Origin of the sequence: Sulfurospirillum halorespirans DSM 13726 (assembly GCF_001723605.1) — a bacterium.
GTDB classification, from domain to species: Bacteria; Campylobacterota; Campylobacteria; order Campylobacterales; family Sulfurospirillaceae; genus Sulfurospirillum; species Sulfurospirillum halorespirans.
In genome coordinates this window covers 265,661-287,437 of sequence record NZ_CP017111.1, presented here as the reverse complement: position 1 = coordinate 287,437, position 21,777 = coordinate 265,661, and the positions used below count along the sequence as shown (strand labels likewise).

Genomic DNA, 21,777 nt, shown 5'->3' with positions numbered 1-21,777 from the left:
AACAGCAGTTTTTATGCGTACACCTTCTCAAACTCTTGGGCTCTCTCAACACTTAGCGTGCGAATTTCATAATTGCTTGGATCTCTTAAAATCGCTTTGGTTAGTTCATGATTTAAGTTATGACTTCCTGCAAAGGAGGTGTAGTCTCCTAAAAAAGGAGCTCCGAGGAGTGATAAATCGCCAATCGCATCTAAAATCTTGTGTCTGACAAATTCATTGGTAAAACGTAACCCCTCAGGATTGAGAATCTTCGTCTCATCCAAAACAACCGCGTTATCCAAAGAGCCTCCAAGCCCAAGGCCGCGAGCACGTAGCATTTGTACATCTTTCATAAAACCAAACGTACGTGCACGCGCTATCTCTTCAATAAAATTTTTCTTGCTAAATTCAAAGTGATACTCTTGTTTTCCAATGGAAGGATGCGCAAATTCAATCATAAAGTTATAGGTAGGTTTCAGACTCGGCGTTACGCGTGCAAATTTTTTACCATCGGCAACTTCAACCTCTTTTTTGATGATCAAGACATCTTTGGTCGCATCTAGTTTTCGCTTTCCCGCTTCATCGAGCATCATACAAAAACTGGCACTGCTTCCATCCATTACAGGCACTTCAGCACCATCAAGAACCACTCTAATGTTATCAATACCATACGCATATACCGCAGAGAGAAGATGTTCAATCGTTGAGATATAGCCACTTGCATTGCCAATGACCGTTGCCATTTGCGTATTCACAACATTTTGAGGCAAGGCTTGAACCAAGAGTCCAATATCGCTTCGGTAAAAAAGAATACCGCTATTGGCTTCAAGAGGCTCAAGACGTATTTGAATAGGCTCACCTTTATGAAGCCCAATTCCAACACCGCTGACAGCTTTGGCTAATGTGGTCTGTTTCACACAACTTCCTTTATCTCAAGAACGTTATTTCGCATAACGATTTTTTGAAGCACATTAAGTTTGAGCATCTCCCGATCCACGATCTCGCCATTAAAAATGAGGTGACCTCTAGGGCTCATGCCACTCAGCACGATATACTCGCCATCGCACTGTACTAATCCGTCAATAATACCATAAATACTCATACTCTCTTCACAAAAGACTTTTGCACCGCTGTTAACGCGACCAAAAATAACAATCGGTAAACTCTCAACAATCTCTTCACCTGAACGAATCGGACGATCATAGAGCTTGAGTTTTGGCATCTGTTTGGGTGGTTGTTCTTCTAAAACTTTCTCTTTTTTAGGTGCCTCTTCAAGAGAGAGTGCCTCTTTTTTGATACCACCAAAACGAATGTTACACTGATTGATCTCTTTATAACAGACACCACTTTGATCTAAAATAAAGGCAATATTCTTCGTAATTTCACCTTCTATAAGCAAAAAGAATTCCCTTAAAAGAAGGCTATTTTTTCTAAAATAGTCTAAAAAAGAGGCTTCATCATCAATCTCAATATGAAACACTCTGACGTTTTTTTGCGTTACTTTCATCGATCCATAATCTTCTTTGCTGATTCTATTACATTAAAAATGCTCTCTTTAAGCCACACCTCATCCATCCACTCTTCTGGTCTGACATCCACACCTTGAACGTACATACCAAAGTGAAGGTGATCTCCTAACGCTAAGCCTGTTAAGCCTGTTTTGGCGATGGACTCTCCTGCTTTAACCACATCGCCCTCTTTGACCATATAGCTAGAACAGTGCCCATACAGTGAATAAACACCTAAGCCATGGGAAATAATGATATTATTGCCATAAATGCCGTTTTCACGCGCAAAAACGACGACTCCATCATTTGAAGTTTGCATAGCGGCTTGCGCATTACTGGCAAGATCTAGCCCTAAATGGTATGACTCACTGGTCGGTTGCTTCTCATACTCATAATAGCGGTGATCGCCAAAACTGGCAACCACTTTGCCATTGCGAAGTGGGTAAAAAGGTTTTAAATAAAATCCGCTGATAAGGTCTATTGGAACCGCAGAGGTTACTTTTAAAATATTAGCTTCATTGCCTTTGCGCATATCTTCATTAACAAATTTAAATTTTTCTAGTTTGGTAAGGGATGAGCGTTCAGGTGCCATTTCCGCAATCAAATCGGCAATTTTACCATCCAAAAAGCGATCTTCCAATGCAATCGTAGATGTTTTGTACTTTTTATCTTGTAAAAAATAAGGTACATGGGATTTAGTTAAGTTTCCTGCGCGGTCTATTGCCACAACCGAAGCAGTAAAACTCTCGATATGTGTCGGCCATGCCACTAACGTAATGTAATACCCCTCTTTGTAAAACGGTGTCGGATAAAATTTCTTACCAAAATTCGTCTCAACGTAGAGTGATTTCATCGCTTCATCTTGCGCTTTAAAAATCACCGCTGCAACGCCACCCTTCATAATCTTATACGAACTTCCAATGATATTGACATCAGGTCTTTTGGTATCGACTTTAATCACCGATTTTGCACTGACGCTATTGCCAGAGAAGAAATTCCATTTGCTGCCATCAACTGCTTCGATATTTAACTCAAATACTTTTTTATTGGCACCAAAACCCATTTTGGGGAACGAGAGGTTTAAATCAACCATTTTTTCGGCTGATTTGAACTCTTTTGTATCTAAAATAATGCTTTTTTCACCATCAAAGAGCGAAGCACGCACAAAACGAAGTCCACTTGCATCGACTATTTGAACTTTAATCGGGTCTTTTAAATTCCACTCTATCTCTTTGGGAAGAACAATTTGAGGAGCTTCTCTTTCAAACAAATTGGAGTTAAATACAAATGCAACGCCACCTACTAAAAGTAAAAAAATAAATCCTAGCACAAACGCAGCTATGGATGATTTTCTCTGTTTTTTCATTCTTTGTCTATCCTTTTTATTTTTTCCACAATTTCATCTCGAAGCATTTTGGGATCACAGATGGGCACTTCAAACCCTGCGGCAGTCTTATGACCACCTCCTTGATACTCCAACGCAACGTTTGAAACATTAATATCTTTACTGCGTAATGAGACTTTATAGCCTCCCTCTTTCTCTTCCAATATCATAATAGCAATGGTGACATTTGCAATGCTTCTGAGCATATTGACGATATTTTTGGTATCGTCTCTTTTGGCACCTGTTGCTTCCAGGGCTGCTTTATCAAAAATAATGGTCGCGATACGCCCATTTTCATAAAGATCAAAATGGTTGAGCATATACCCATAGAGTCTTATCTTTGAAAGCGATTCTCTGCGCTTCACCTTAGAAGCGATCTCTTTTGGATTGGCGCCATCTTTCACCAGTTGTGCCACAATGCTAAAAGTAAATTCATCCATGTCGCCATACTGAAAAAACCCTGTATCGTCTGCAATCGCCGTGTAAAGGCAGGTTGCACACGCTTGGCTCATCTCAATGCCATTGGCTTTTAAAAGCTCATACACCACCATCCCGGCACTCGTGAAGCGATCGACCACAAGGTTTATATCTCCAAAATAGTGGTTGGTGAGGTGATGGTCAATGTTGATAATCTCATAATCTCCAAGAGGGATTTTGAGCCTATCACGGGTTGAGCAATCACAACTGACCACAAGATCAAAATGCTTTGGTACGCTATTTTTGATTTTTGAAAATCCTGGCAAAAAATCGTACACACGTGGTAATTCACTGTTTTTGTTGTAATGCGTTACTTTTTTCCCCGTGCGGATCAGTGCATCATACAACGCTAGCGCACTCCCTAACGTATCGCCATCGGGGTGTACATGAGAGACAATAACAATGTGATTGGCTTCAAGCATACGCTTCCACGCTTGGTGATACATCTTAACTCCACATTCGTAAAAGGGTAATTATACTTAATTTTGACTGAAAAGTTATTGATGCTCCCTAGCGCATTTTTTTAGAGCTTTTGTAGACAAACGCCAATACTTCAGCAACGGCCTTGTAAAGATTTTCAGGAATAATCTCACCAATATTGCACTTTTTATAGAGCTCTCTTGCCAAGGGAGGGTTTTCAACAATCTGAATATTATAATTCATCGCAATCTCTTTAATGCGAAGCGCTATGTAATCTGTCCCTTTTGCAATGACTTTAGGCGCTGCCTCTTTTTCTTGGTTGTAGCGAATGGCTACGGCATAATGCGTTGGGTTGGTGATAACGACATCGGCTTGGGGAATCTCTTGCATCATGCGCTTGCGCGTCATTTGCATCTGAATCTGCCTGATTTTGGCTTTAATCTTCGGATCACCTTCCATCTGTTTGTATTCATCTTTCAACTCTTGCTTGCTCATCCGCAAACTTTTAAAGTAGTTGTAGCGAACAAACATCAAATCCGCTAAGGAGAGAACCAAAAAGAGCAATAAAATGACAGCAACCAAAATGAGCATTTTCTCTTTTAGCCACGCCAATTGATCATAGAGTGGAAAATAGATAACAGTAGGAAGTTCTTTGGTAAACGAGAGTAAAAAATAGTAGCATACCCATAAGATCATCCCTACTTTGATAATAATTTTGATCGTCTCTACCGCTTTTTTCATCGAAAAAAGATTTTTTAGCCCTTTCACCGGATCCAGTTTTGAAAAATCCGGTATCAACGGTTTGGTGGTAAAAATAAAACCTGTTTGCATCACATTGGCTAAAATTCCAGAAATAGCTACGGCTAATGAGAGGGGAATCACCATAAAAAGAACTTCACGAAACGAGATCATTGAGATTTGAAGTGTTGCTTCTTTGGTGATTTCGGTGCCAATGAGGGATTGATAATAAAAATAAAGATAGACGATGCGTGATTCTATCCACGGGAAGAGCGCTAAAAAAGCAACCAGTGCCACGACTAACGTGACAAAAGCGCTGGTATCTTGGCTTTTGGGGACATTGCCATCTTTTCTGGCATCCTCAATCTTCTTGGAACTGGGCTCTTCCGTCTTTTCTTGATCATCTGCCACAGTGCAACATTCCTATTTAGATCACAGTTTTATGGGTAATTTTCATTGAAAAATCAAGCCAAACCGCGTGATGAATCAAACTCCCACTGCTAATCGCATCCACGCCTGTTTGAGCGTATGCTACGATATTTTCTTTGGTAATGTTGCCACTCGCTTCTAAAAGCACATGAGGAAAATCGCTGTTTTTATACGCAACAACGGCTTCTATCGCTTCATACGACATATTGTCACACATCACAATATCGGCGCCACATTGCATCGCAAACTTCGCAAATTCTACATCTTCACACTCAATTTCAATCTTACATGTAAAGGGAAGTTTCTCTCTGGCTTCTTCAATAAAAACATTCAGATCGTCGATAGTTTTCAGATGGGTATCTTTAATCATCAAGCAATCATCCAAGCCCATTCGGTGGTTATTACCGCCACCACAACGAATGGCGTATTTTTCAAACACGCGCAAATGCGGTCTGGTTTTCCTAGTATCCAGCAGTTTGACACGGTAGCCTTCAAGTATTTTTTTATACGCAGCAACATTGCTCGCAATGCCACTGGCGTGTTGCATGAGGTTTAAAATCGTTCGTTCACACCGCAAAATATTTTTAGATTTGCCTTCGATTAAGGCAACCAAATCGCCTTTTTGAAGTGTATCACCATCGTCAAAGTAGAAGGTAACATCCAGTTTGTTCATCTTGCACAGCGCTTTAACGTAAGGTTTTCCTGCAAAAATCCCCTCATCTTTACAGATGATATTAGCACTCGCAAAACTGTCTTTGCCGACCAATGAAAAAAGATCTCCTCTGCCAACATCTTCTTCAAGTGCTTTTTTAACAAATGTTTTGATCATAGCTCAAACATCCGATTCAGCGCTACATGCGCCCATTTTCGGGTCTCTTCGGAGATGCTAATCTCATTCTCAAATCGCTCTTCTTTGATGCTGAGAAGCACGTTGTACACATCTTGGAGTGTGGTTTCATTCATCGTAGGACACTCTGGCTTTGAAGAAGAGAGCACATAGGTATTCTCTTTACGCAAACGCTTAATCATATTGTATTCCGTACCAATGGCAACTTTTTGATCCAAAGGAAGTTTTTTCACGTAGTCGATAATCTGACTGGTTGAGCCCACAAAATCGGAGAGATCGCACACGTCAGGCTTGCACTCTGGATGCGTGACGATGAGGATACCGGGATACTTAGCACGGTAAAACGCGATGTCATCGACATCAAAGAGCTGATGAACCGAGCAAAAACCGTTATAGCATAAAATGTCCGCCTCTTTAGGATCACTTCCATCACCCACAATGCATGATTTTAACCCCATCTCTTTGGCGATGTTTTGTCCCAGACAGCGATCGGGAACAAAGAGAATTTTCTTGTTGCTCTCCAGTGCTTTGGTAATAATTTTTTTCGCGTTGGAGCTGGTGCACACATACCCACCCATCATGCCAATGCGCGCTTTCACATCTGCCGAGGAGTTGATATACGTCACTGGCAAAATGTCTTCTTTGGCAATACCCGCTTTTTCTAAAAGGGCTACATTTTGATCAAAATAGTCCACATCGATCATCCGAGCCATCGCGCAACAGGCGATTTTAGGCATTAAAACACGTTTTTCGGGTGCTAAAATCTTGACACTTTGCCCCATAAATCCCACACCGCAAAAGAGCAAATAGGGATTTTTATCTTTGGCTGCCCACTGAGCGAGCTGAAGCGAATCTCCTGCAAAATCAGCCAGTTCAAACACTTCATCTTTCTGATAAAAATGGGCCACAATGCTTACATGTAACTCGTCTTTGAGTTTTAAAATTTCTTCTTTGAGTTTTGAATTATCCACCCTAAATTCCTTGCGTTCTATCGAAAAAACTTATTATAGCGTTAAAGAAATAATAACAAAATTATTGCTATACTGTGGCAATTTCAATGAAGGATTGTGTGTGGATTTTCTCTATAATATTAACGTTCAATTTTATATTTTAAGCTATCTTGTGGGCGGCATTCCGTTTGGTTTACTCTTAGCAAAACTTTTTACAGGTCAAGATATTCGAGAAGCGGGAAGTGGAAGTATCGGGGCGACCAATGTACTTCGTGTTCTCAAAGAAACCAATCCCGTGTTGGCAAAAAAACTCGCCATCGCTACGGTTGTTTTAGATGCGCTTAAAGGCATTGTCCTTTTACTCGTTGGTAAATTTTTGGGATTAAGTATCGAAACGCTGTGGGCGATCGCTATTTTTGCAGTCATTGGTCATTGCTACAGTCCTTACCTAAAATTTGAAGGCGGTAAAGGCGTGGCAACAGGAGCTGGAGTGCTGTTTGTGATGCTTCCTTTTGAAACTTTGATCGCTTTTGTGACATGGTTTGTTGTGGGCAAAGTACTTAAAATCTCTTCGTTATCATCCCTCTTGGCACTGTGTGCTTTGATTCTCTCTTCGTTTATCCTTCATCCTGATCTTGAAGGGATCAAAACCCATGCGCCGATTTTCATCATCGCATTTTTGATTGTGTATAAACACATTCCCAATATTATTCGTCTGTTTCAAGGGAAAGAATCAAAAGTTGTCTGATGCAGATTCATATTCAAAATTTAACATTTGAGACGATTGTAGGCATTCTTGAAGAAGAGCGCCTCACCCCTCAAAACGTTACGTTACATGTAAAGATTTCGTATGATTATCATGGGGATAATTTCATTGATTATGCTAAAGTTTCTGCTTTTTTAGAATCTGAAATGAACGCGATGCGCTACTTCTTACTCGAAGATGCTTTGAAAGATTTAAGTCAAAAACTTAAAGTTTTCTATCCACAAATCTCAAAACTTAAACTCAAAATTTTAAAACCTGATATTTTGCCAAATGCGATAGTTGGGGTTTCGCACACGATTTACTACGCCCAAAATTAAAATTTAATTAAAAAAACTTTAAATCTAGCTAAAATTATGCTATAATCCCGTTTAAATTTTAGCAACTAAGGAATTTATAATGCGAATTTTAATCGTTGAAGATGAAGTAACCCTCAATAAGACTATTGCAGAAGGCTTACAAGAGTTCGGGTACCAAACCGACAGCTCTGAAAACTATAAAGATGCAGAATACTACATTGGTATTCGTAATTATGACCTCGTTTTAACAGACTGGATGCTCCCTGATGGCGATGGCGTTGATCTTATCAACCTCATTAAACAAAAATCTCCTCGCACGGCTGCAGTGATTATCTCTGCAAAAGATGACAAAGAGAGCGAAATCAAAGCCCTTAAAGCAGGTGCTGATGATTACATCCGTAAACCATTTGATTTTGATATTTTAGTCGCTCGTATCGAAGCACGTCTTCGTTTTGGCGGTACCAATGTTATCAAAATTGATGACCTTACGATCGATCCTGATGAAGAAAAAATTACCTACAAAGGTCAAGAGATTGAACTTAAAGGTAAACCGTTTGAAGTATTAACTCACCTTGCTCGCCACAGCGACCAAATCGTCTCTAAAGAGCAACTCCTTGATGCAATCTGGGAAGAGCCAGAGCTTGTGACACCTAACGTTATTGAAGTTGCTATTAACCAAATTCGTCAAAAAATGGACAAACCATTGGAAATCTCAACGATTGAGACCGTTAGACGAAGAGGTTATAGATTTTGCTTTCCCAAAAAAGTATAAGAGAAAGTTTTATATTACAATTGGTGTCCGCTTCGGCGACACTGATTGTAATCTTTTCCGTCATCCTCTACAACTACATTAAAATCTCAATTTTTGAAGATATTACCCACGAACTCACCAAACAAGCCCAGATTATTGCTACATCACGCACCAGCTCCATTGAGCGTATGGGCATTAATATTTTTGATCCTTCCTTAAGTTCTATCAATAACCCCAACGATGTGCAAGTAACGATTGCCATTCGTGTCAATCAAGGCAATACCCCTTCGTTTGAGCACAGTGAAAAGGATGAGCAAAAATTTCTGACCATCTACTATCCTTTGGAAAAACGCGAGCATTACTTTATCTCTATCACCAAAGACATCTCAAATACCGATATTTTACTAAACAAAATTCTTAGAAATATTTTGAGCATTAACCTAACAGCAATCTTCTTGATCCTTTTTTATGCACTTTTCCTCTCTCGGATGCTAGTCCTTCCCATTCGCTCCTTGACCAACAAACTTGCCAATATGAATGAAAACTTTTTACAGATGATTGAAACACAAAAGCTCCCCAGTGAGTTTCAACCTTTGGGATCAAGTATCAATAAACTGGTTGAGCGTATTCAAATCTTTGTTAACTCTCAAAAAGAGCTCTTCATCGGCGCCGCACATGAACTCAAAACGCCTTTGGCGGTTATGAAAACGAAGAATGAAGTGACACTTTTAAAACCAAGAGAGAATGAGAAATATATAGATACGATCAAAAGCAATAACCAAACGATTAACGATATGAACAAGATGATCAGCAATATCTTAGAGATTGGTAGGCAAGAAGGGGCGCAGTTTGAAAAACCTGTAGAAATTGATTTGATTGCTTTTTTAAAAGAGCAAGTGAATAATTACACCATTTTAGCCAAGATGGAAGATAAAAATCTTATTGAAGAGATCGCACCTCTGAGCTATAAAATGATGCTTCAACCCACTCTTTTGATTCATATCTTACAGAATTTTGTTCAAAATGCGATCAAATTCACGCCAAAGCATGGAAATATCACGATTCAAGCGCTGCTTTTAAAAGAGGGCTTTGTGGTACATGTCATTGATGAAGGAATTGGCATTGATGAGAGTAAAGATCTTTTTGCACCGTTTAAACGCTATGGAAATCAAACAGGTGCGGGGCTTGGACTTTTCCTTGCAAAAAATGCCGCCGATGCAATAGGGGCAAAAATCACGCTCAAAAACAGGGAAGATCGGCAAGGAACAGTAGCTACACTCTTACTTCCTCTTCGCAAACGTTCTCTTTAAATTTCGTTAAAGTATTTTTAGTGTATAAACTCGTCAATAAATTTGACTTTAAATAAGGAAAACAAGCATGTCTTTAATGATCACGGAAGAGTGTATCGCGTGTGACGCGTGTCGCGATGAATGCCCCAATGGAGCGATTGAGGAGTCTGATCCAATTTATATCATTGATCCAGATGTTTGTACAGAGTGTGTTGGTCACTACGATGAGCCTGCCTGTATCTCTGTGTGCCCTGTTGAGTGCATCGTTGCAGACCCAGATAATATCGAAAGCGTTGAAGAGCTAAAGCTAAAATACGAACAGCTTAATAGCGACCTTTAATGTCTAAACGCACAGCCATTATTGATATAGGATCCAACTCTGCACGAATGGCAATCTTTGAAAAAAGTAGTCGTTTTGCTTTCCACCTGATTAATGAGACCAAGAGTCGTGTACGCATTGGAGAAGGTGCTTACAACTTTGATGGTGTACTGCAAGAGCCTGCACTGAAACGCGCTTTTACTGCGCTTGAAGAGTTTGGGCATATCATTAAAGGACTCAAGTGCAACAAGGTGCTCTGCATTGCCACGTCTGCACTTCGTGATGCCCCCAATGCCAATGCTTTTATTAACCAAGTCCATCATGAGCTTAATATCAATATTAAAATTATTGAAGGAACGAAAGAGGCGTATTATGGTGCAGTAGGCGCACTGAACTACCTTAAAGAGATCCACGATGCTGTGACGATTGACATTGGTGGAGGCTCAACAGAACTTGCTAAGATTGAAAATGGTCTGATTGTTGAAACGATCTCGCTAAATATTGGCACTGTCCGACTCAAAGAGCTCTTTTTTGATAAAAAAATACCTTTGGAAAAAATTCGTGCTTTTATCAATGAAGCCATTGAAAAGATTCCAGAGCGCTTTACATGTAACGATATGATTGGCATCGGTGGAACACTCAGGTCGCTTTCTAAGATCATTATGGAGCGCACCAATTACCCTCTTAAGACAGTGCATGGCTTTGAGTATGAAATCGCCTCGCACACCTCGTTGGTCAATGCCATCGTCAGTTCCGATGTTTTGGGACTTAAGAATCTAGGTGTGCGTAAAGATCGCTTTGATACGATGCGCGAAGGGTGCATTATCTTTCAGTCTATCTTGCAAAAACTCTCCAGCAAAACAATGATCACCAGTGGTGCGGGAATTAGAGAAGGAGCTTATTTGTGCGATCTCTTACGCTCCCACCACCATAAATTTAGCTCCGATTTTAAACTCAGCCTTCGCAGTTTTAAAGATCGTTTCTCTCTGATGGAAGAAGATAATCTCTATATTAAAAGGGTTTCGCACCTTCTTTTTGATACACTTTCTCCTCTTCATGGCATACCTGAGAACTTCAAATACGAACTGGGTGTCGCCGCAGAACTTCATAACATAGGCACAAAGTTAGGGTTTTATCAAAATCATCTGCACAGTTTCTACTTTATTTTAAATAACCTCAACTACGGCTTTTCGCATGAACAAAAAATTCTTATTGCGATGTTGATTAAATACCACGTCAACAAACTTCCAGCACAAGAGGATATGACGCTTTATAAAACCCTTTTGCCCGATATGCAAACCGTGCAATGGCTCAGCTTCATTCTCTCGTTAGCCAAAGCCATTAACAGCGATATGCGTCGCAGCAAAATTGCCTTTAGCTACCAAAATCACACCCTCACTATTCAAGCAGAGAAGAGACTTTTTTTAGCACGTGAACAGATTAAACAGCTGATTAAACCAGCCTCTTTTGCGATTATTATTAAGTAATTTAGGAAGTTGAAGCGAAGAAGACCAAGGAAAGAGACGCTTTCCTTGGTTACATGTAAGATTAAAATTTCTGTCCGATTGTAAATTCAAAGGATGCTTTTTCATCCCCTGCTTCATCCATAACCGGCTGTGCAAAGATAAGCCCAATCGGTCCCAATGGAGAAACCCATTCAAGCGCAATACCCGTACCACCACGTTTAATATTTAAATTATCTTCACCGATCATACCATAGTCAAAAAAGATTGCGGCACGCATTTTAAGACGTTCGATCAATGGGAAGCTCGCTTCTACGGTATTAATGAGCATTGTGTTACCACCAACAAGCGCACCAAGAGGTTCGCCCTTGAGAGGCGCAGGCGTACCTCTTGGAGAAATAGAGTTAGACTCATAACCACGAATGGTTCTAACACCACCCATATAGTACTTCTCACCATAAGAGTATTTTTCATCTGAATCATTGATGGCAAGGTATTTGAACTGTGCTTTGTAACGTAAAATCAAATCATAATCGATCAAATCTTGCAGACCGTAATAGGTCGCAAATTTATTGACACTGCTCATAAACTTTTCATCACCACCCAATCCTGCAATCTCTAAACTGCTGCTTGCAGCGATACCACTGCGTGGAAGGTAGTAGTCATCGGTATTGTTAAACGAGATACCTGGAACAACTGAACTTTTAAGTGTTCGCTCTGTGGTATACAAAGAGGTATCAACGCTGTCATCCACATCGGAGAGTTTGTTTTGTTCAATAATATACCCTATTGAAACACCCCAGTTACGTGCAATTTTACGCCCTAAAACAATGTTGATTCCGTATCGCTCTTCATCATAATAGTCGTAGTCATTGTCGGCAGCATAAATCTTACCACTGAGACTGTAAACAGAGTCAAAAAGGCGTGGATTGCTTAAAGAGAGTGCTCCATTAAGTTCACTATCAGATCTTTCCACATCAATACCAGCTCGCAAACCTGAACCAAAGATATTGCCATCAGACACACTCGCACTTAACAAAAGTCCATCAGATGAGCCATAACCAATACCACCACCGATGGAACCTGTTGAAGCTTCTTTGACATTGATGACTAAGTCCATAGAGTTTTTACTCAAACGCTCTTCTTTAATCTCAACATCTTCAAAATAACCTGTTCGCTTAAGCGCACTTTTTGTATCGGTCACATCGGTTCTGCTGTAAAGATCGTTATTGGCTAAATAGATTTCTCGTCTAACAACCCGATCAATCGTTCGGCTATTGCCTGCGATTCTGACATTGTTGATATAGACTTTTTCACCAGGGATGACACGGTATGTAATGTTTGCGATATGTGTTGCTTTGTCATTTTTAACATCCGGAACGATTTTCACAAACGCATACCCCTGATCCGCGACCTTGGTCTCAATCAATGCCATATCTTTACGAAGTTTTGCAACGTTAAAGACTTTTCCATTTTGAAGGAACATCGCTTTAATCACTTCATCGCTATCGATAAACCCTTCTGGAATTTCAATCGCGATCGTACCCACTTTGTACTGTTCGCCTTCACTGATGCTGTAAACAAGATCAGCGGTATAACTATCGAGGTAGGTTTTTAAGAAAGGTTGACTCACTTCACAGTCCAAGTAACCTTTTTGCATATACGTATCTTTAATACGAGCAGAGTCATGCTCTAAATCACTGGTTCTCAGCTTTCCATCGTTAAAGCCCCACATCCAAGGAAGCCACTCTGCAGCTTTATTGGCGATATTCGGCTCAACATCATCATAATCCAGCTCTTTTGTACCGCATAAGGTAACGTTTTTAATCACAACGTTTTCACCGCGGTTAATGACAAAATCCAATGACATCGAGAGTTTTTCACTCAGCGGAGTCGTCTTGATCTCAACAACGGTATCAAAATACCCTTTGTCTTCATAAAACTTGATAATTTTGAGTTTGGAGAGTTCTGCTCGCTCAGCATCATAAACTTCACCTTTTTTGATGCCTGCAAGTTTATTCATCTCATCTTTGTCGCTCTCACTAATGCCTAAAAAATCGACCTTAGCAATAACGGGTTTTTCTTTCACATGGATCAACAGAGCACCTTCGCTCACCTCTTCGACCCAAACATCTTCAAAATAGTTCTGTTTGTAAAGCGTTTTTACGGCTTTATCGATTTTTTCCATATCGATAGAGTCACCGGCTCTCATATCGATCATCTCTGAAGCCATTTCAGGAGAGAGGTGGATCAAACCATCAAACTGAAGGCTTTTTAACGGAGCCGCACACAAAGTAGTCGCGACAACAAGAGACAACGCAGTTATTTTTTTCATACTGATTAGCCCTAGAATTTATTTTTTTAGATATTTTGAATATAATACCATCTCTAGAATTAAGTGCCTATTAAACCTCATAAAGGTTACATGTAAGTGCTCGAAGATACGGCAGAAAAGGAGTTTTGATGGTTGTTGGTATTGTTGGACTTGGTTTGATGGGAGGCTCTTTAGGTTTAGCACTCCAGAACACCAAATTGGTCTCTAAAATTGTTGGCTTCGACCACAATCTGAGCCACTGCGAAGAGGCATTAAAACTCAATCTTGTACACGACATTGTCTCCTTTGCTGAGATTAAAGCCTGCGATGTGATTTTCCTTGCTATTCCTGTTGGAGGCATTATCAAAGCACTCCAAGAGCTTAAAGATGTGCGCGATACAACAACGATTATTGATTTAGGAAGTACCAAAGCGGAGATCGTAGCTTCTGTGCCTGAATCGATTCGTTCCAATTTCATTGCCGCGCACCCGATGACCGGTACCGAAAAATTTGGCCCGAGTGCGGCGATTCAAAATCTTTATCATGACAAAGTGGTTGTTTTATGCGATACCGATAACAGCAATGACCTGCATAAAAACCGAGCGATTCAGATGTTCTCCCACATTGGAATGAAAATCGTCTTTATGGACCCGATCTCCCATGACGCGCATGCTTCGTTTATCTCACATCTTCCCCATGTGATTAGTTATGCACTGGCAAACAGTGTTATGGGACAAGAAGATCCAAAGAGTATTTTGGCCCTTGCAGCAGGCGGTTTTAGGGATATGAGCCGTGTGGCTAAGAGTTCGCCTCAAATGTGGTCGGATATTTTTAGGCAAAATAAAACCAATCTTTTAAGTTCGATTGAGGTGTTTAAAGAAGAGCTTGAAAAGTCAAAAAAGATGATTGAAGAAGAGGACTGGAGTGGTCTTGAAGCATGGATGAGTAAAGCCACCACCTTGCATAAAATTCTCTAAAAAAGCTTTACATGTAAGCTTTTTTAGGTTTACATGTAAGGATTAATGACCGCCAAAACGCACAAGAGCGCTTGCCCATGTGAAACCACCACCAAAGGTGTCTAAGAGCATCAGATCGCCTTTTTTGATGCGTCCTTCTTCATAAGCATCGTTCATTGCCATCGGAATGGACGCTGCAGAAGTATTGCCATATTTTGCAACGGTTAGAACGGTTTTTTCGATAGGGAAATTAAGTTTTGCACGCACCGCTTCGATGATTCTAAAATTGGCTTGATGCGGAATGAAATGATCAATTTGTGAAGCGTCAATGTTGTTTTTTTCTAAAATATCAATCACATCGTTGGTAAGGGTTTTAACCGCCACTTTGTAAACTTCATTGCCTTGCATTTTGATGTAATTGAGTTTGTTATCCAGTGTCTCTTGAGAACATGGATATTTTGAGCCACACCCTGGCGTGATAAGAAGATCACCATAACGTCCATCAGCGGATGCGTGAATATCTAAAATAGCTTCGTTTTTATTTTCAGTCGCACCAATAATCGCAGCACCGGCACCATCACCAAAAAGAATACAGGTTCCTCGGTCGGTATAATCAATCATGCTACTAATTTTTTCGGCACCAATAAGCAAAATATTTTTTTTCATGCCTGATTCAATGAAAGCTTTTGCCATGGAAAGCATGTAGACAAACCCACTGCAAGCAGCGCTGATGTCAAATGCCATGACATCATTAATGCCAAGCTTGCCAGCGATTACACACGCGGTGGAGGGCATACACAGATAATCAGGTGAAAGTGTCGCACAGATGATAAGATCAATCTCTTCTTTAGCTATCCCCGCACGCGAAATGGCAAGAAGGGCTGCTTTAACACCCAAATCGCTTGTCGCCTCATCGTCCGCGGCAATACGTCTTTCTTTAATTCCTGTACGCTTCTCAATCCACTCATCACTCGTTTCAACCATTTTTTCAAGATCGGTATTACTGAGGATGCGAGAAGGAGCATAACCTCCAATGGATTTTAAAGATGCGTACACGTTTATCCTTTATTGCTCTAGTAGCGCTATTTTTTGCTCAATATCAGCGTTGATACTGGAACTCGAAAAATTGATCGCTTGAAAAATAGCATTTTTGACCGCTTTAGAGTTACTTTTTCCATGCCCAATAATCGCACAGCCATTGATGCCAATCAGTGGTGCTCCACCGTACTCGGCATAATCAACTTGCTTTTTAAGCACTTTAAATACTTTGCGCATCAGTACCGCCCCAGCAATGGCTAAAGGAGAGCGCCTTACATTTTGCTTGATAATCTTGGTAATCGAATCGGCAACACCTTCACTGGCTTTAAGCAAAATATTACCAACAAAGCCATCACAAACGATCACATCAACAGAGCCGTCAAAAATATTATTACCTTCGACATTACCGACAAAACTCTCAAATTTTTTGAGTGTTAAAAATGTCTCTTTTGTAATTTCATTACCTTTACTCTCCTCTTCACCATTAGAGAGTAAGCCAACTTTAGGCTTAGCAATTTTTAAAATATCTTTGGCATAGGCTTCACCCATGACCGCAAATTGTGCTAAATGTTCTGCTTTACAATCCACATTAGCACCCACATCCAATACTAAACTCAATCTGCCAGGAACAGCCGTTGGCATAATGGTTGCAATAGCAGGACGTAAAACGCCTTTAAGCCTTCCAATACGCAATGTTGCCAAACTCATCGTTGCCCCGCTATGTCCCATGGAAACAACGGCGTCCGCTACTTTATCTTTGACCAAATCAACGGCTTTATAGATAGAGGTCTCTTTGCGTTTAAGGGCATTGGTAGCGGCTTCGTGCATATCAAGAATATCGGTTGCTTCAACAAATGAGATTCTGTCTAAATATTCATGAGGGGTAAGGGATCTTAAAAGAGCGACTTCCCCAACAAGAAGTGCTTTAAACTCACGTTCTCGTAATGCGTGAAGCGTTCCTTCAACAATGGGGGCAGGACCGAAATCCCCGCCCATTGCGTCAATTGCTATGGTTAGCATTTAGTTTTTATATTCGCCTGTCGTTTTGTTCACTCTATGAGGCATTTTCCATGTTCCATCAGTGTCTTTAACAGGCATAGGAAGGGTTACTTTATAGTGTGTTCTTCTTTTCGCGCCTCTGGTTTTACTCACGCGTCTCTTAGGTACTGCCATTTTATTCTCCTTTTAGTTGTTCACATTGTCCACAGTAGTGGTAATCGCTTTTGAAGGCTTCGATCTCACTTTGAAGCATTGAATCCACATCAATCGAACCGTCAAAAAATTCTATTATATTTAAAAGCCCTTCACCCTCAGTATCTTCATAAAGACCCTCACAAGCAAAGACTTCAACACTTTCATTGACCATCAGCTTAAAACTTTCAGCGCATCGATCACACACATGAAGAAGGGTTCCTTCCATTGTACCTGTGCATTTTACCATTGTCTTACTTGTCTTTAACGCTTCTCCAAAAAATCTAATTTCACCTAAAGATGTTTCAAAATGAATCCCAGTTGTGGGAATTTTTTTGAATTCGATCTGCATTGAAATTAAAGAATTTCTCTTCGTGCAAAAAAGAAATCAATTTCGATTTTTGCATTCTCTAAGCTATCACTACCATGAACTGCATTTGCATCAATACTATCGGCAAAATCAGCTCTAATCGTACCTTTAGCTGCCTCTTTAGGATTGGTTGCACCCATAAGATCACGGTTTTTAAGAACGGCATTTTCGCCTTCTAAAACCATAATCACAACAGGACCACTAATCATAAATGAAACCAATTCGCCAAAAAATGGTCTGCTTGCATGAACAGCGTAAAAAGCCTCTGCATCCGCTTGGCTGAGTTGTACTTTTTTCATCGCTGCAATTTTTAACCCATTTGATTCAAATCTGTCAACAATTTTACCAATAACGTTTTTTGCTACTGCATCTGGTTTAATAATAGATAATGTGCTCTCCACAATTCTCTCCTATATATAATTGAATTTCATAACTTTGTAGGGAATTAGAACGTGGGAGTATAGCAGAATTTTTTTTTAATATCAATAAAGAGACGCTAAAATATCTTACATGTAAAACTAAAGAGGAAAAATCCTCTTTAGTTTTTACTGTTTTTACTCAGCACAAGGCGTTGTGCCTTTTCTCAAATCTGCGCCGATTTCATCACGACTTGGCTGACCAGGATAAGGAGCATCCCATACGATACAGCCTTCTGTTGGACACGCTTCTGCACATGCAGGGGCATCATGATGTCCGACACACTCTACACATTTGTCAGCATATACATAATAAATATCTGCACCTGTTGGGTTGTCACTATCGTCTACAATTGCTTCAACAGGGCACTCATCGATACAGGCACCACATGCGATACAAATATCAGTAATTTTTACTGCCATAATTTCTCCTTAGTTCAGTTTTTACTAGCAAAAAACTATATCGAAACTAAATTAAAATTGATATTAAAATTGTTTGTAATCCAAACACCTCAAACCAAAAGAAGGTAAACACTCATTGACGTTTTTTCTATTTCCCCTTAACGATCTTAAAAGGATTATTTGAATACTATCATTCAATTAGATTTTAGTTTAAGCGGAGGCGTATTAGATGAACTCAATAGCAAAAAAAGTGACAATTTTACAAGTATTCATTGTTTCTATCTCTATTTTTTCATTTATTTTTTACATCAATTTTTATCTGAGTGGCTATATTAAGCAAGAAACTGAGCAAAAAATTCATTCAAATATTGCAGATTTACAACAAACTGTTCAAGTTTATAACAGTGCTCTTGAAGATACGGCCGTGAAACTTTTTAGTATTTTTGAAGCGGGCTTTGGCTCTTTTCATGTCGATGCCAACGAGAAGATTAAAGTCAATGGTGTTGATACGCCTCTGATCGCGGCAGGCGGCTACACACTTAATAACAATTTTGCAAAAGTGGAAGCTTTTAAAGAGATTACAGGAGCGATTGCAACTATTTTTGTATTGAATGGGGATGATTTTATTCGTATCTCTACCTCGTTGAAAAAAGAGGACGGCTCACGTGCCATGGGAACTTATTTAGGTAAAAACAGTCCTGCGTATGAACCCATTATGAAAAAACAAAAATATGTTGGTAGTGCACGGCTTTTTGGTCAAGATTATATTACCGTTTACGCTCCTATTATTGAAGACGATAAAATTTTAGGCATTTTATTTATTGGTTACAATTTTACTGAAGGGCTCAAAGCACTTGAAGAACAGATCAATACGATGAAAATTGGAGAACATGGCTATTTTTATGCGATGAATACCAAAAGTGAGTCGTATGATATTCACCCCAAAAGCGATGGAGCGAAAATTATTTCAGAACTTGATAAAAAAATGCTTGCGCAAAAAAATGGAATGTTGCATATTATTGAAGAAGGTGAAGAGAAGATCCTAAGTTTTCAAGCCTTTAATAAGTGGAATTGGGTTTTAGTCGCCAAAGCCAATGAAAAAGATTTTCAAGAAGCAAACGACAAACTACGAGATATACTTATTATTACCTCTTTAATTCTTACTTTAGCCATTGTGCTTGTTATTTGGATTATTATCAATCAGATTATTACCAAACCGCTTAATAACCTGATCGAAAAAGCCAAAGAGCTCTCCAGTGGGGATGGCGATCTTACCCGAAAACTGCAGATTAAAGGCAGTGATGAAATCGCACAAGCGAGTGAGCAAATCAACCATTTTATTGAAAAAGTGCGTGTGCTCATCTGCAATGCAAAATCGCTCTCTAGCGAGAATTCGTCTATCTCTCATGAACTCTCAACCACCTCATTGCAAGTTGAAAAATTGGTTGAACAATCAACCACCATTGTCTTTGATACCACCAAACAAGCCAATCAAGTGCGTGGTAATATGTTAGGCTCCATCGAGCAAGCTAAGAGCAGTAAAGAAGAGATGATTAAAGCCAACCGTTCACTCTACTCAGCCAGTAATGCCGTTGTTGCGCTCACTGATGAGATACAAAAAAGTTCTGTCACCGAAATTGAGCTGGCTCAAAAATTAAGCCAACTTAGCACCGATGCGGAACAAGTCAGAAGTGTTTTAACCGTCATCAGTGACATTGCGGATCAGACCAATCTCCTTGCCTTAAATGCCGCCATTGAAGCTGCGCGCGCAGGAGAGCATGGACGTGGTTTTGCTGTTGTTGCCGATGAAGTACGAAAACTAGCGGAACGCACTCAAAAAAGCCTTATTGAAATCAATGCAACGATTAATGTTATTGTTCAATCCATCGTTAACTCCAGTGAGCAGATGAGCCACAACTCTCACAAAATTGAGGAGCTCGCCATCAGCGCTCAAGAGGTTGAAAATCGTCTGCAAGAGAGCTTTACGATTATTGATGCTGTGACAAAAACAACTGAAAATACCGTTGATAACTATCTTCAAACGGGTACTGAAATTGATGCTATTATCACCAAGATAGGCGAAATCAATAAAATTTCAACGGAGAATAGCCGTAGCGTTGAAGAGATAGCAGGAGCAGCAGAACACCTGAGCAAAATGACGGAAAACCTCAACCATAAGCTTGAAGAATTTAGAACCTAAATTTGGGTTAAAACTTATTGGATAAAATTAGTCTTATTGATTAAAAGAGTTTTTTATATTTAATTGTATAATTTCTGTACCAATAAAAATTCTCAATTAAAGGATACCTATGTTAGTAACCAATAAAGCTCCTGATTTTACAGCAACTGCCGTTCTAGGTGACAATCAAATTGTCGATAATTTCAATCTGTACGAAAACTTTGGATCAAAAGGAACTGTTTTGTTCTTCTATCCACTCGATTTCACTTTTGTATGTCCATCTGAAATCATTGCCTTTGATAAAAGACTTGAAGAGTTCAAAAACCGTGGCATTAATGTTGTTGGTGTCTCAATTGACTCACAATTTTCACACTTTGCATGGAAAAACACTCCTGTCAATCAAGGTGGAATTGGGCAAGTAAGATTCCCATTGGTTGCTGATATTACCAAACAAATTTCTCGTGATTACGACGTTCTTTTCAAAGAGGGTGTTGCACTTCGTGGTTCATTCTTGATCGACAAAGACGGCACGGTAAGACATGCTGTAATCAACGATTTACCTCTTGGAAGAAACATTGATGAGATGCTCAGAATGATCGATACGATGCTCTTTACAAATGAATACGGTGAAGTGTGCCCAGCAGGTTGGCAAAAAGGCGATAAAGGTATGACAGCAAGCACAGAAGGTGTTGCTGATTATCTAGCGCATAACTCAGAAAAACTATAATCATCTTCGCTAAGAGAGATGAACTCTCTTAGCGTACTCTTTTTTATGACCTCTTGTGACACACAGAACATGACTCAACACTAGCAATCACATCCATTCGATCAATTTTAACGCTCTTAGCCTGCTCTAACGCTGTTTGATATTCAAACAAATTTTGGTCATAATCCACATCTTCAATCGCTCCACACTGTTTACAAATAATATGAATATGTGGCTTTGAGTAGATGTCATAGCGCATTTTCCCCTCAGCGGTATTGACTTCAATCACCACACCTTTTTCTTTCAGTGTTGCAAGGTTTTTATAAACCGTTGCCAAAGACATCGATGGATTCTCTTTTCTAAGTGCCTCATAAAGATCATCAATCGTTGGATGCATCTTTTTACCTAACTCTTTAAGAACCGATATTCTTTGGGGTGTTGCTTTAAGCTCTTTGGTTTTGAGAAGAGTGATAAAATCATTCATCATAGACCCCTTTCCTATTACTATTTTCTGAATGATTCCATAAATTAGATCAATCTTCCTGAAAAAAAACTAACTAATAGTTTTTATTAATTAATATACTTCTTT

At 39.6% G+C, this 21,777-nt stretch carries 24 protein-coding genes; 9 read left to right on the top strand and 15 right to left on the bottom strand.

Translation table 11 applies throughout. From position 1 onward, the window contains the following. Positions 1 to 11 precede the first annotated feature (11 nt). From lpxC to nadA, 7 genes are all read right to left on the bottom strand, one after another. On the bottom strand, positions 12 to 896 hold the full coding sequence (gene lpxC, locus SHALO_RS01465) for a UDP-3-O-acyl-N-acetylglucosamine deacetylase (protein WP_069477054.1): 885 nt from the start codon (positions 894 to 896) through the stop codon (positions 12 to 14). Continuing rightward, positions 893 to 1,486 carry a septum site-determining protein MinC gene (minC, locus tag SHALO_RS01460; protein ID WP_069477053.1) on the bottom strand — a complete coding sequence of 198 codons (594 nt, stop codon included), beginning with the start codon at positions 1,484 to 1,486 and terminating at the stop codon, positions 893 to 895. Before minC ends, lpxC begins: the two co-directional genes overlap by 4 nt. Next, complete coding sequence (gene pgp6, locus SHALO_RS01455; protein ID WP_069477052.1) at positions 1,483 to 2,853, bottom strand: peptidoglycan metallopeptidase Pgp6; 1,371 nt, start codon at positions 2,851 to 2,853, stop codon at positions 1,483 to 1,485. Before pgp6 ends, minC begins: the two co-directional genes overlap by 4 nt. Further along, on the bottom strand, positions 2,850 to 3,794 hold the full coding sequence (locus SHALO_RS01450) for a DHH family phosphoesterase (RefSeq protein ID WP_069477051.1): 945 nt from the start codon (positions 3,792 to 3,794) through the stop codon (positions 2,850 to 2,852). The genes pgp6 and SHALO_RS01450 overlap by 4 nt, the downstream gene beginning before the upstream one ends. A 64-nt stretch (positions 3,795 to 3,858) precedes the next feature. Beyond that, positions 3,859 to 4,917, bottom strand: a complete 1,059-nt coding sequence (gene flhB / locus SHALO_RS01445; protein WP_069477050.1) for a flagellar biosynthesis protein FlhB — start codon at positions 4,915 to 4,917, stop codon at positions 3,859 to 3,861. Positions 4,918 to 4,933: 16 nt separating this feature from the next. After that, positions 4,934 to 5,764, bottom strand: a complete 831-nt coding sequence (nadC, locus tag SHALO_RS01440) for a carboxylating nicotinate-nucleotide diphosphorylase (protein WP_069477049.1) — start codon at positions 5,762 to 5,764, stop codon at positions 4,934 to 4,936. After that, on the bottom strand, positions 5,761 to 6,753 hold the full coding sequence (nadA, locus tag SHALO_RS01435; RefSeq protein WP_069477048.1) for a quinolinate synthase NadA: 993 nt from the start codon (positions 6,751 to 6,753) through the stop codon (positions 5,761 to 5,763). Before nadA ends, nadC begins: the two co-directional genes overlap by 4 nt. Before the next feature lie 100 nt (positions 6,754 to 6,853). On the opposite strand from nadA, the gene plsY reads away from it, so the two are divergent. From plsY to SHALO_RS01405, 6 genes are all read left to right on the top strand, one after another. Beyond that, positions 6,854 to 7,480 (top strand): glycerol-3-phosphate 1-O-acyltransferase PlsY, encoded by a 627-nt coding sequence (gene plsY / locus SHALO_RS01430; RefSeq protein ID WP_069477047.1) that lies wholly within the window; start codon positions 6,854 to 6,856, stop codon positions 7,478 to 7,480. Next, on the top strand, positions 7,480 to 7,815 hold the full coding sequence (locus SHALO_RS01425; protein ID WP_069477046.1) for a dihydroneopterin aldolase: 336 nt from the start codon (positions 7,480 to 7,482) through the stop codon (positions 7,813 to 7,815). The genes plsY and SHALO_RS01425 overlap by 1 nt, the downstream gene beginning before the upstream one ends. 79 nt (positions 7,816 to 7,894) lie before the next feature. Then, positions 7,895 to 8,566: a homeostatic response regulator transcription factor HsrA gene (gene hsrA, locus SHALO_RS01420; RefSeq protein WP_012856039.1), complete on the top strand. Its 672-nt coding sequence runs from the start codon at positions 7,895 to 7,897 to the stop codon at positions 8,564 to 8,566. Continuing rightward, positions 8,545 to 9,855 (top strand): sensor histidine kinase, encoded by a 1,311-nt coding sequence (locus SHALO_RS01415; RefSeq protein WP_084010644.1) that lies wholly within the window; start codon positions 8,545 to 8,547, stop codon positions 9,853 to 9,855. Before hsrA ends, SHALO_RS01415 begins: the two co-directional genes overlap by 22 nt. Before the next feature lie 67 nt (positions 9,856 to 9,922). Beyond that, a complete protein-coding gene (locus tag SHALO_RS01410; RefSeq protein ID WP_025343508.1) occupies positions 9,923 to 10,174 on the top strand; it encodes a YfhL family 4Fe-4S dicluster ferredoxin in 252 nt (83 codons plus the stop codon). Further along, a complete protein-coding gene (locus SHALO_RS01405; RefSeq protein WP_069477045.1) occupies positions 10,174 to 11,640 on the top strand; it encodes a Ppx/GppA phosphatase family protein in 1,467 nt (488 codons plus the stop codon). The genes SHALO_RS01410 and SHALO_RS01405 overlap by 1 nt, the downstream gene beginning before the upstream one ends. Positions 11,641 to 11,701: 61 nt before the next feature. Here SHALO_RS01405 and bamA read toward each other — a convergent pair whose 3' ends face one another. Further along, positions 11,702 to 13,951: an outer membrane protein assembly factor BamA gene (gene bamA / locus SHALO_RS01400; protein WP_069477044.1), complete on the bottom strand. Its 2,250-nt coding sequence runs from the start codon at positions 13,949 to 13,951 to the stop codon at positions 11,702 to 11,704. Positions 13,952 to 14,079: 128 nt separating this feature from the next. Between bamA and SHALO_RS01395 the strand changes: the two genes are divergently transcribed. Then, a complete protein-coding gene (locus SHALO_RS01395) occupies positions 14,080 to 14,907 on the top strand; it encodes a prephenate dehydrogenase (RefSeq protein ID WP_069477043.1) in 828 nt (275 codons plus the stop codon). Positions 14,908 to 14,949: 42 nt separating this feature from the next. Here SHALO_RS01395 and SHALO_RS01390 read toward each other — a convergent pair whose 3' ends face one another. The 6 genes from SHALO_RS01390 to SHALO_RS01365 form a co-directional block, all read right to left on the bottom strand. Continuing rightward, positions 14,950 to 15,942: a beta-ketoacyl-ACP synthase III gene (locus tag SHALO_RS01390; protein WP_069477042.1), complete on the bottom strand. Its 993-nt coding sequence runs from the start codon at positions 15,940 to 15,942 to the stop codon at positions 14,950 to 14,952. 9 nt (positions 15,943 to 15,951) lie between these two features. After that, positions 15,952 to 16,944, bottom strand: a complete 993-nt coding sequence (gene plsX, locus SHALO_RS01385) for a phosphate acyltransferase PlsX (RefSeq protein ID WP_069477041.1) — start codon at positions 16,942 to 16,944, stop codon at positions 15,952 to 15,954. Then, positions 16,945 to 17,097, bottom strand: a complete 153-nt coding sequence (gene rpmF / locus SHALO_RS01380) for a 50S ribosomal protein L32 (protein ID WP_025343502.1) — start codon at positions 17,095 to 17,097, stop codon at positions 16,945 to 16,947. A gap of 1 nt (position 17,098) precedes the next feature. Beyond that, entirely contained in the window at positions 17,099 to 17,365 is a 267-nt protein-coding gene (locus tag SHALO_RS01375) for a DUF177 domain-containing protein (RefSeq protein ID WP_238585268.1), read from the bottom strand. Between the two features lie 107 nt (positions 17,366 to 17,472). Further along, positions 17,473 to 17,886, bottom strand: coding sequence for a nucleoside-diphosphate kinase (gene ndk / locus SHALO_RS01370; RefSeq protein ID WP_025343500.1), 414 nt, complete (start codon positions 17,884 to 17,886; stop codon positions 17,473 to 17,475). 153 nt (positions 17,887 to 18,039) lie between these two features. Next, entirely contained in the window at positions 18,040 to 18,324 is a 285-nt protein-coding gene (locus SHALO_RS01365) for a DUF362 domain-containing protein (protein WP_025343499.1), read from the bottom strand. Positions 18,325 to 18,532: 208 nt separating this feature from the next. Between SHALO_RS01365 and SHALO_RS01360 the strand changes: the two genes are divergently transcribed. Both SHALO_RS01360 and SHALO_RS01355 read left to right on the top strand, forming a co-directional pair. Then, positions 18,533 to 20,503 carry a methyl-accepting chemotaxis protein gene (locus SHALO_RS01360; protein WP_069477039.1) on the top strand — a complete coding sequence of 657 codons (1,971 nt, stop codon included), beginning with the start codon at positions 18,533 to 18,535 and terminating at the stop codon, positions 20,501 to 20,503. 109 nt (positions 20,504 to 20,612) lie between these two features. Continuing rightward, entirely contained in the window at positions 20,613 to 21,209 is a 597-nt protein-coding gene (locus SHALO_RS01355) for a peroxiredoxin (protein ID WP_069477038.1), read from the top strand. Positions 21,210 to 21,252: 43 nt separating this feature from the next. On the opposite strand, the gene SHALO_RS01350 is transcribed toward SHALO_RS01355, so the two are convergent. Beyond that, positions 21,253 to 21,672 (bottom strand): Fur family transcriptional regulator, encoded by a 420-nt coding sequence (locus tag SHALO_RS01350; protein WP_025343496.1) that lies wholly within the window; start codon positions 21,670 to 21,672, stop codon positions 21,253 to 21,255. Between the last annotated feature and the right edge of the window lie 105 nt (positions 21,673 to 21,777).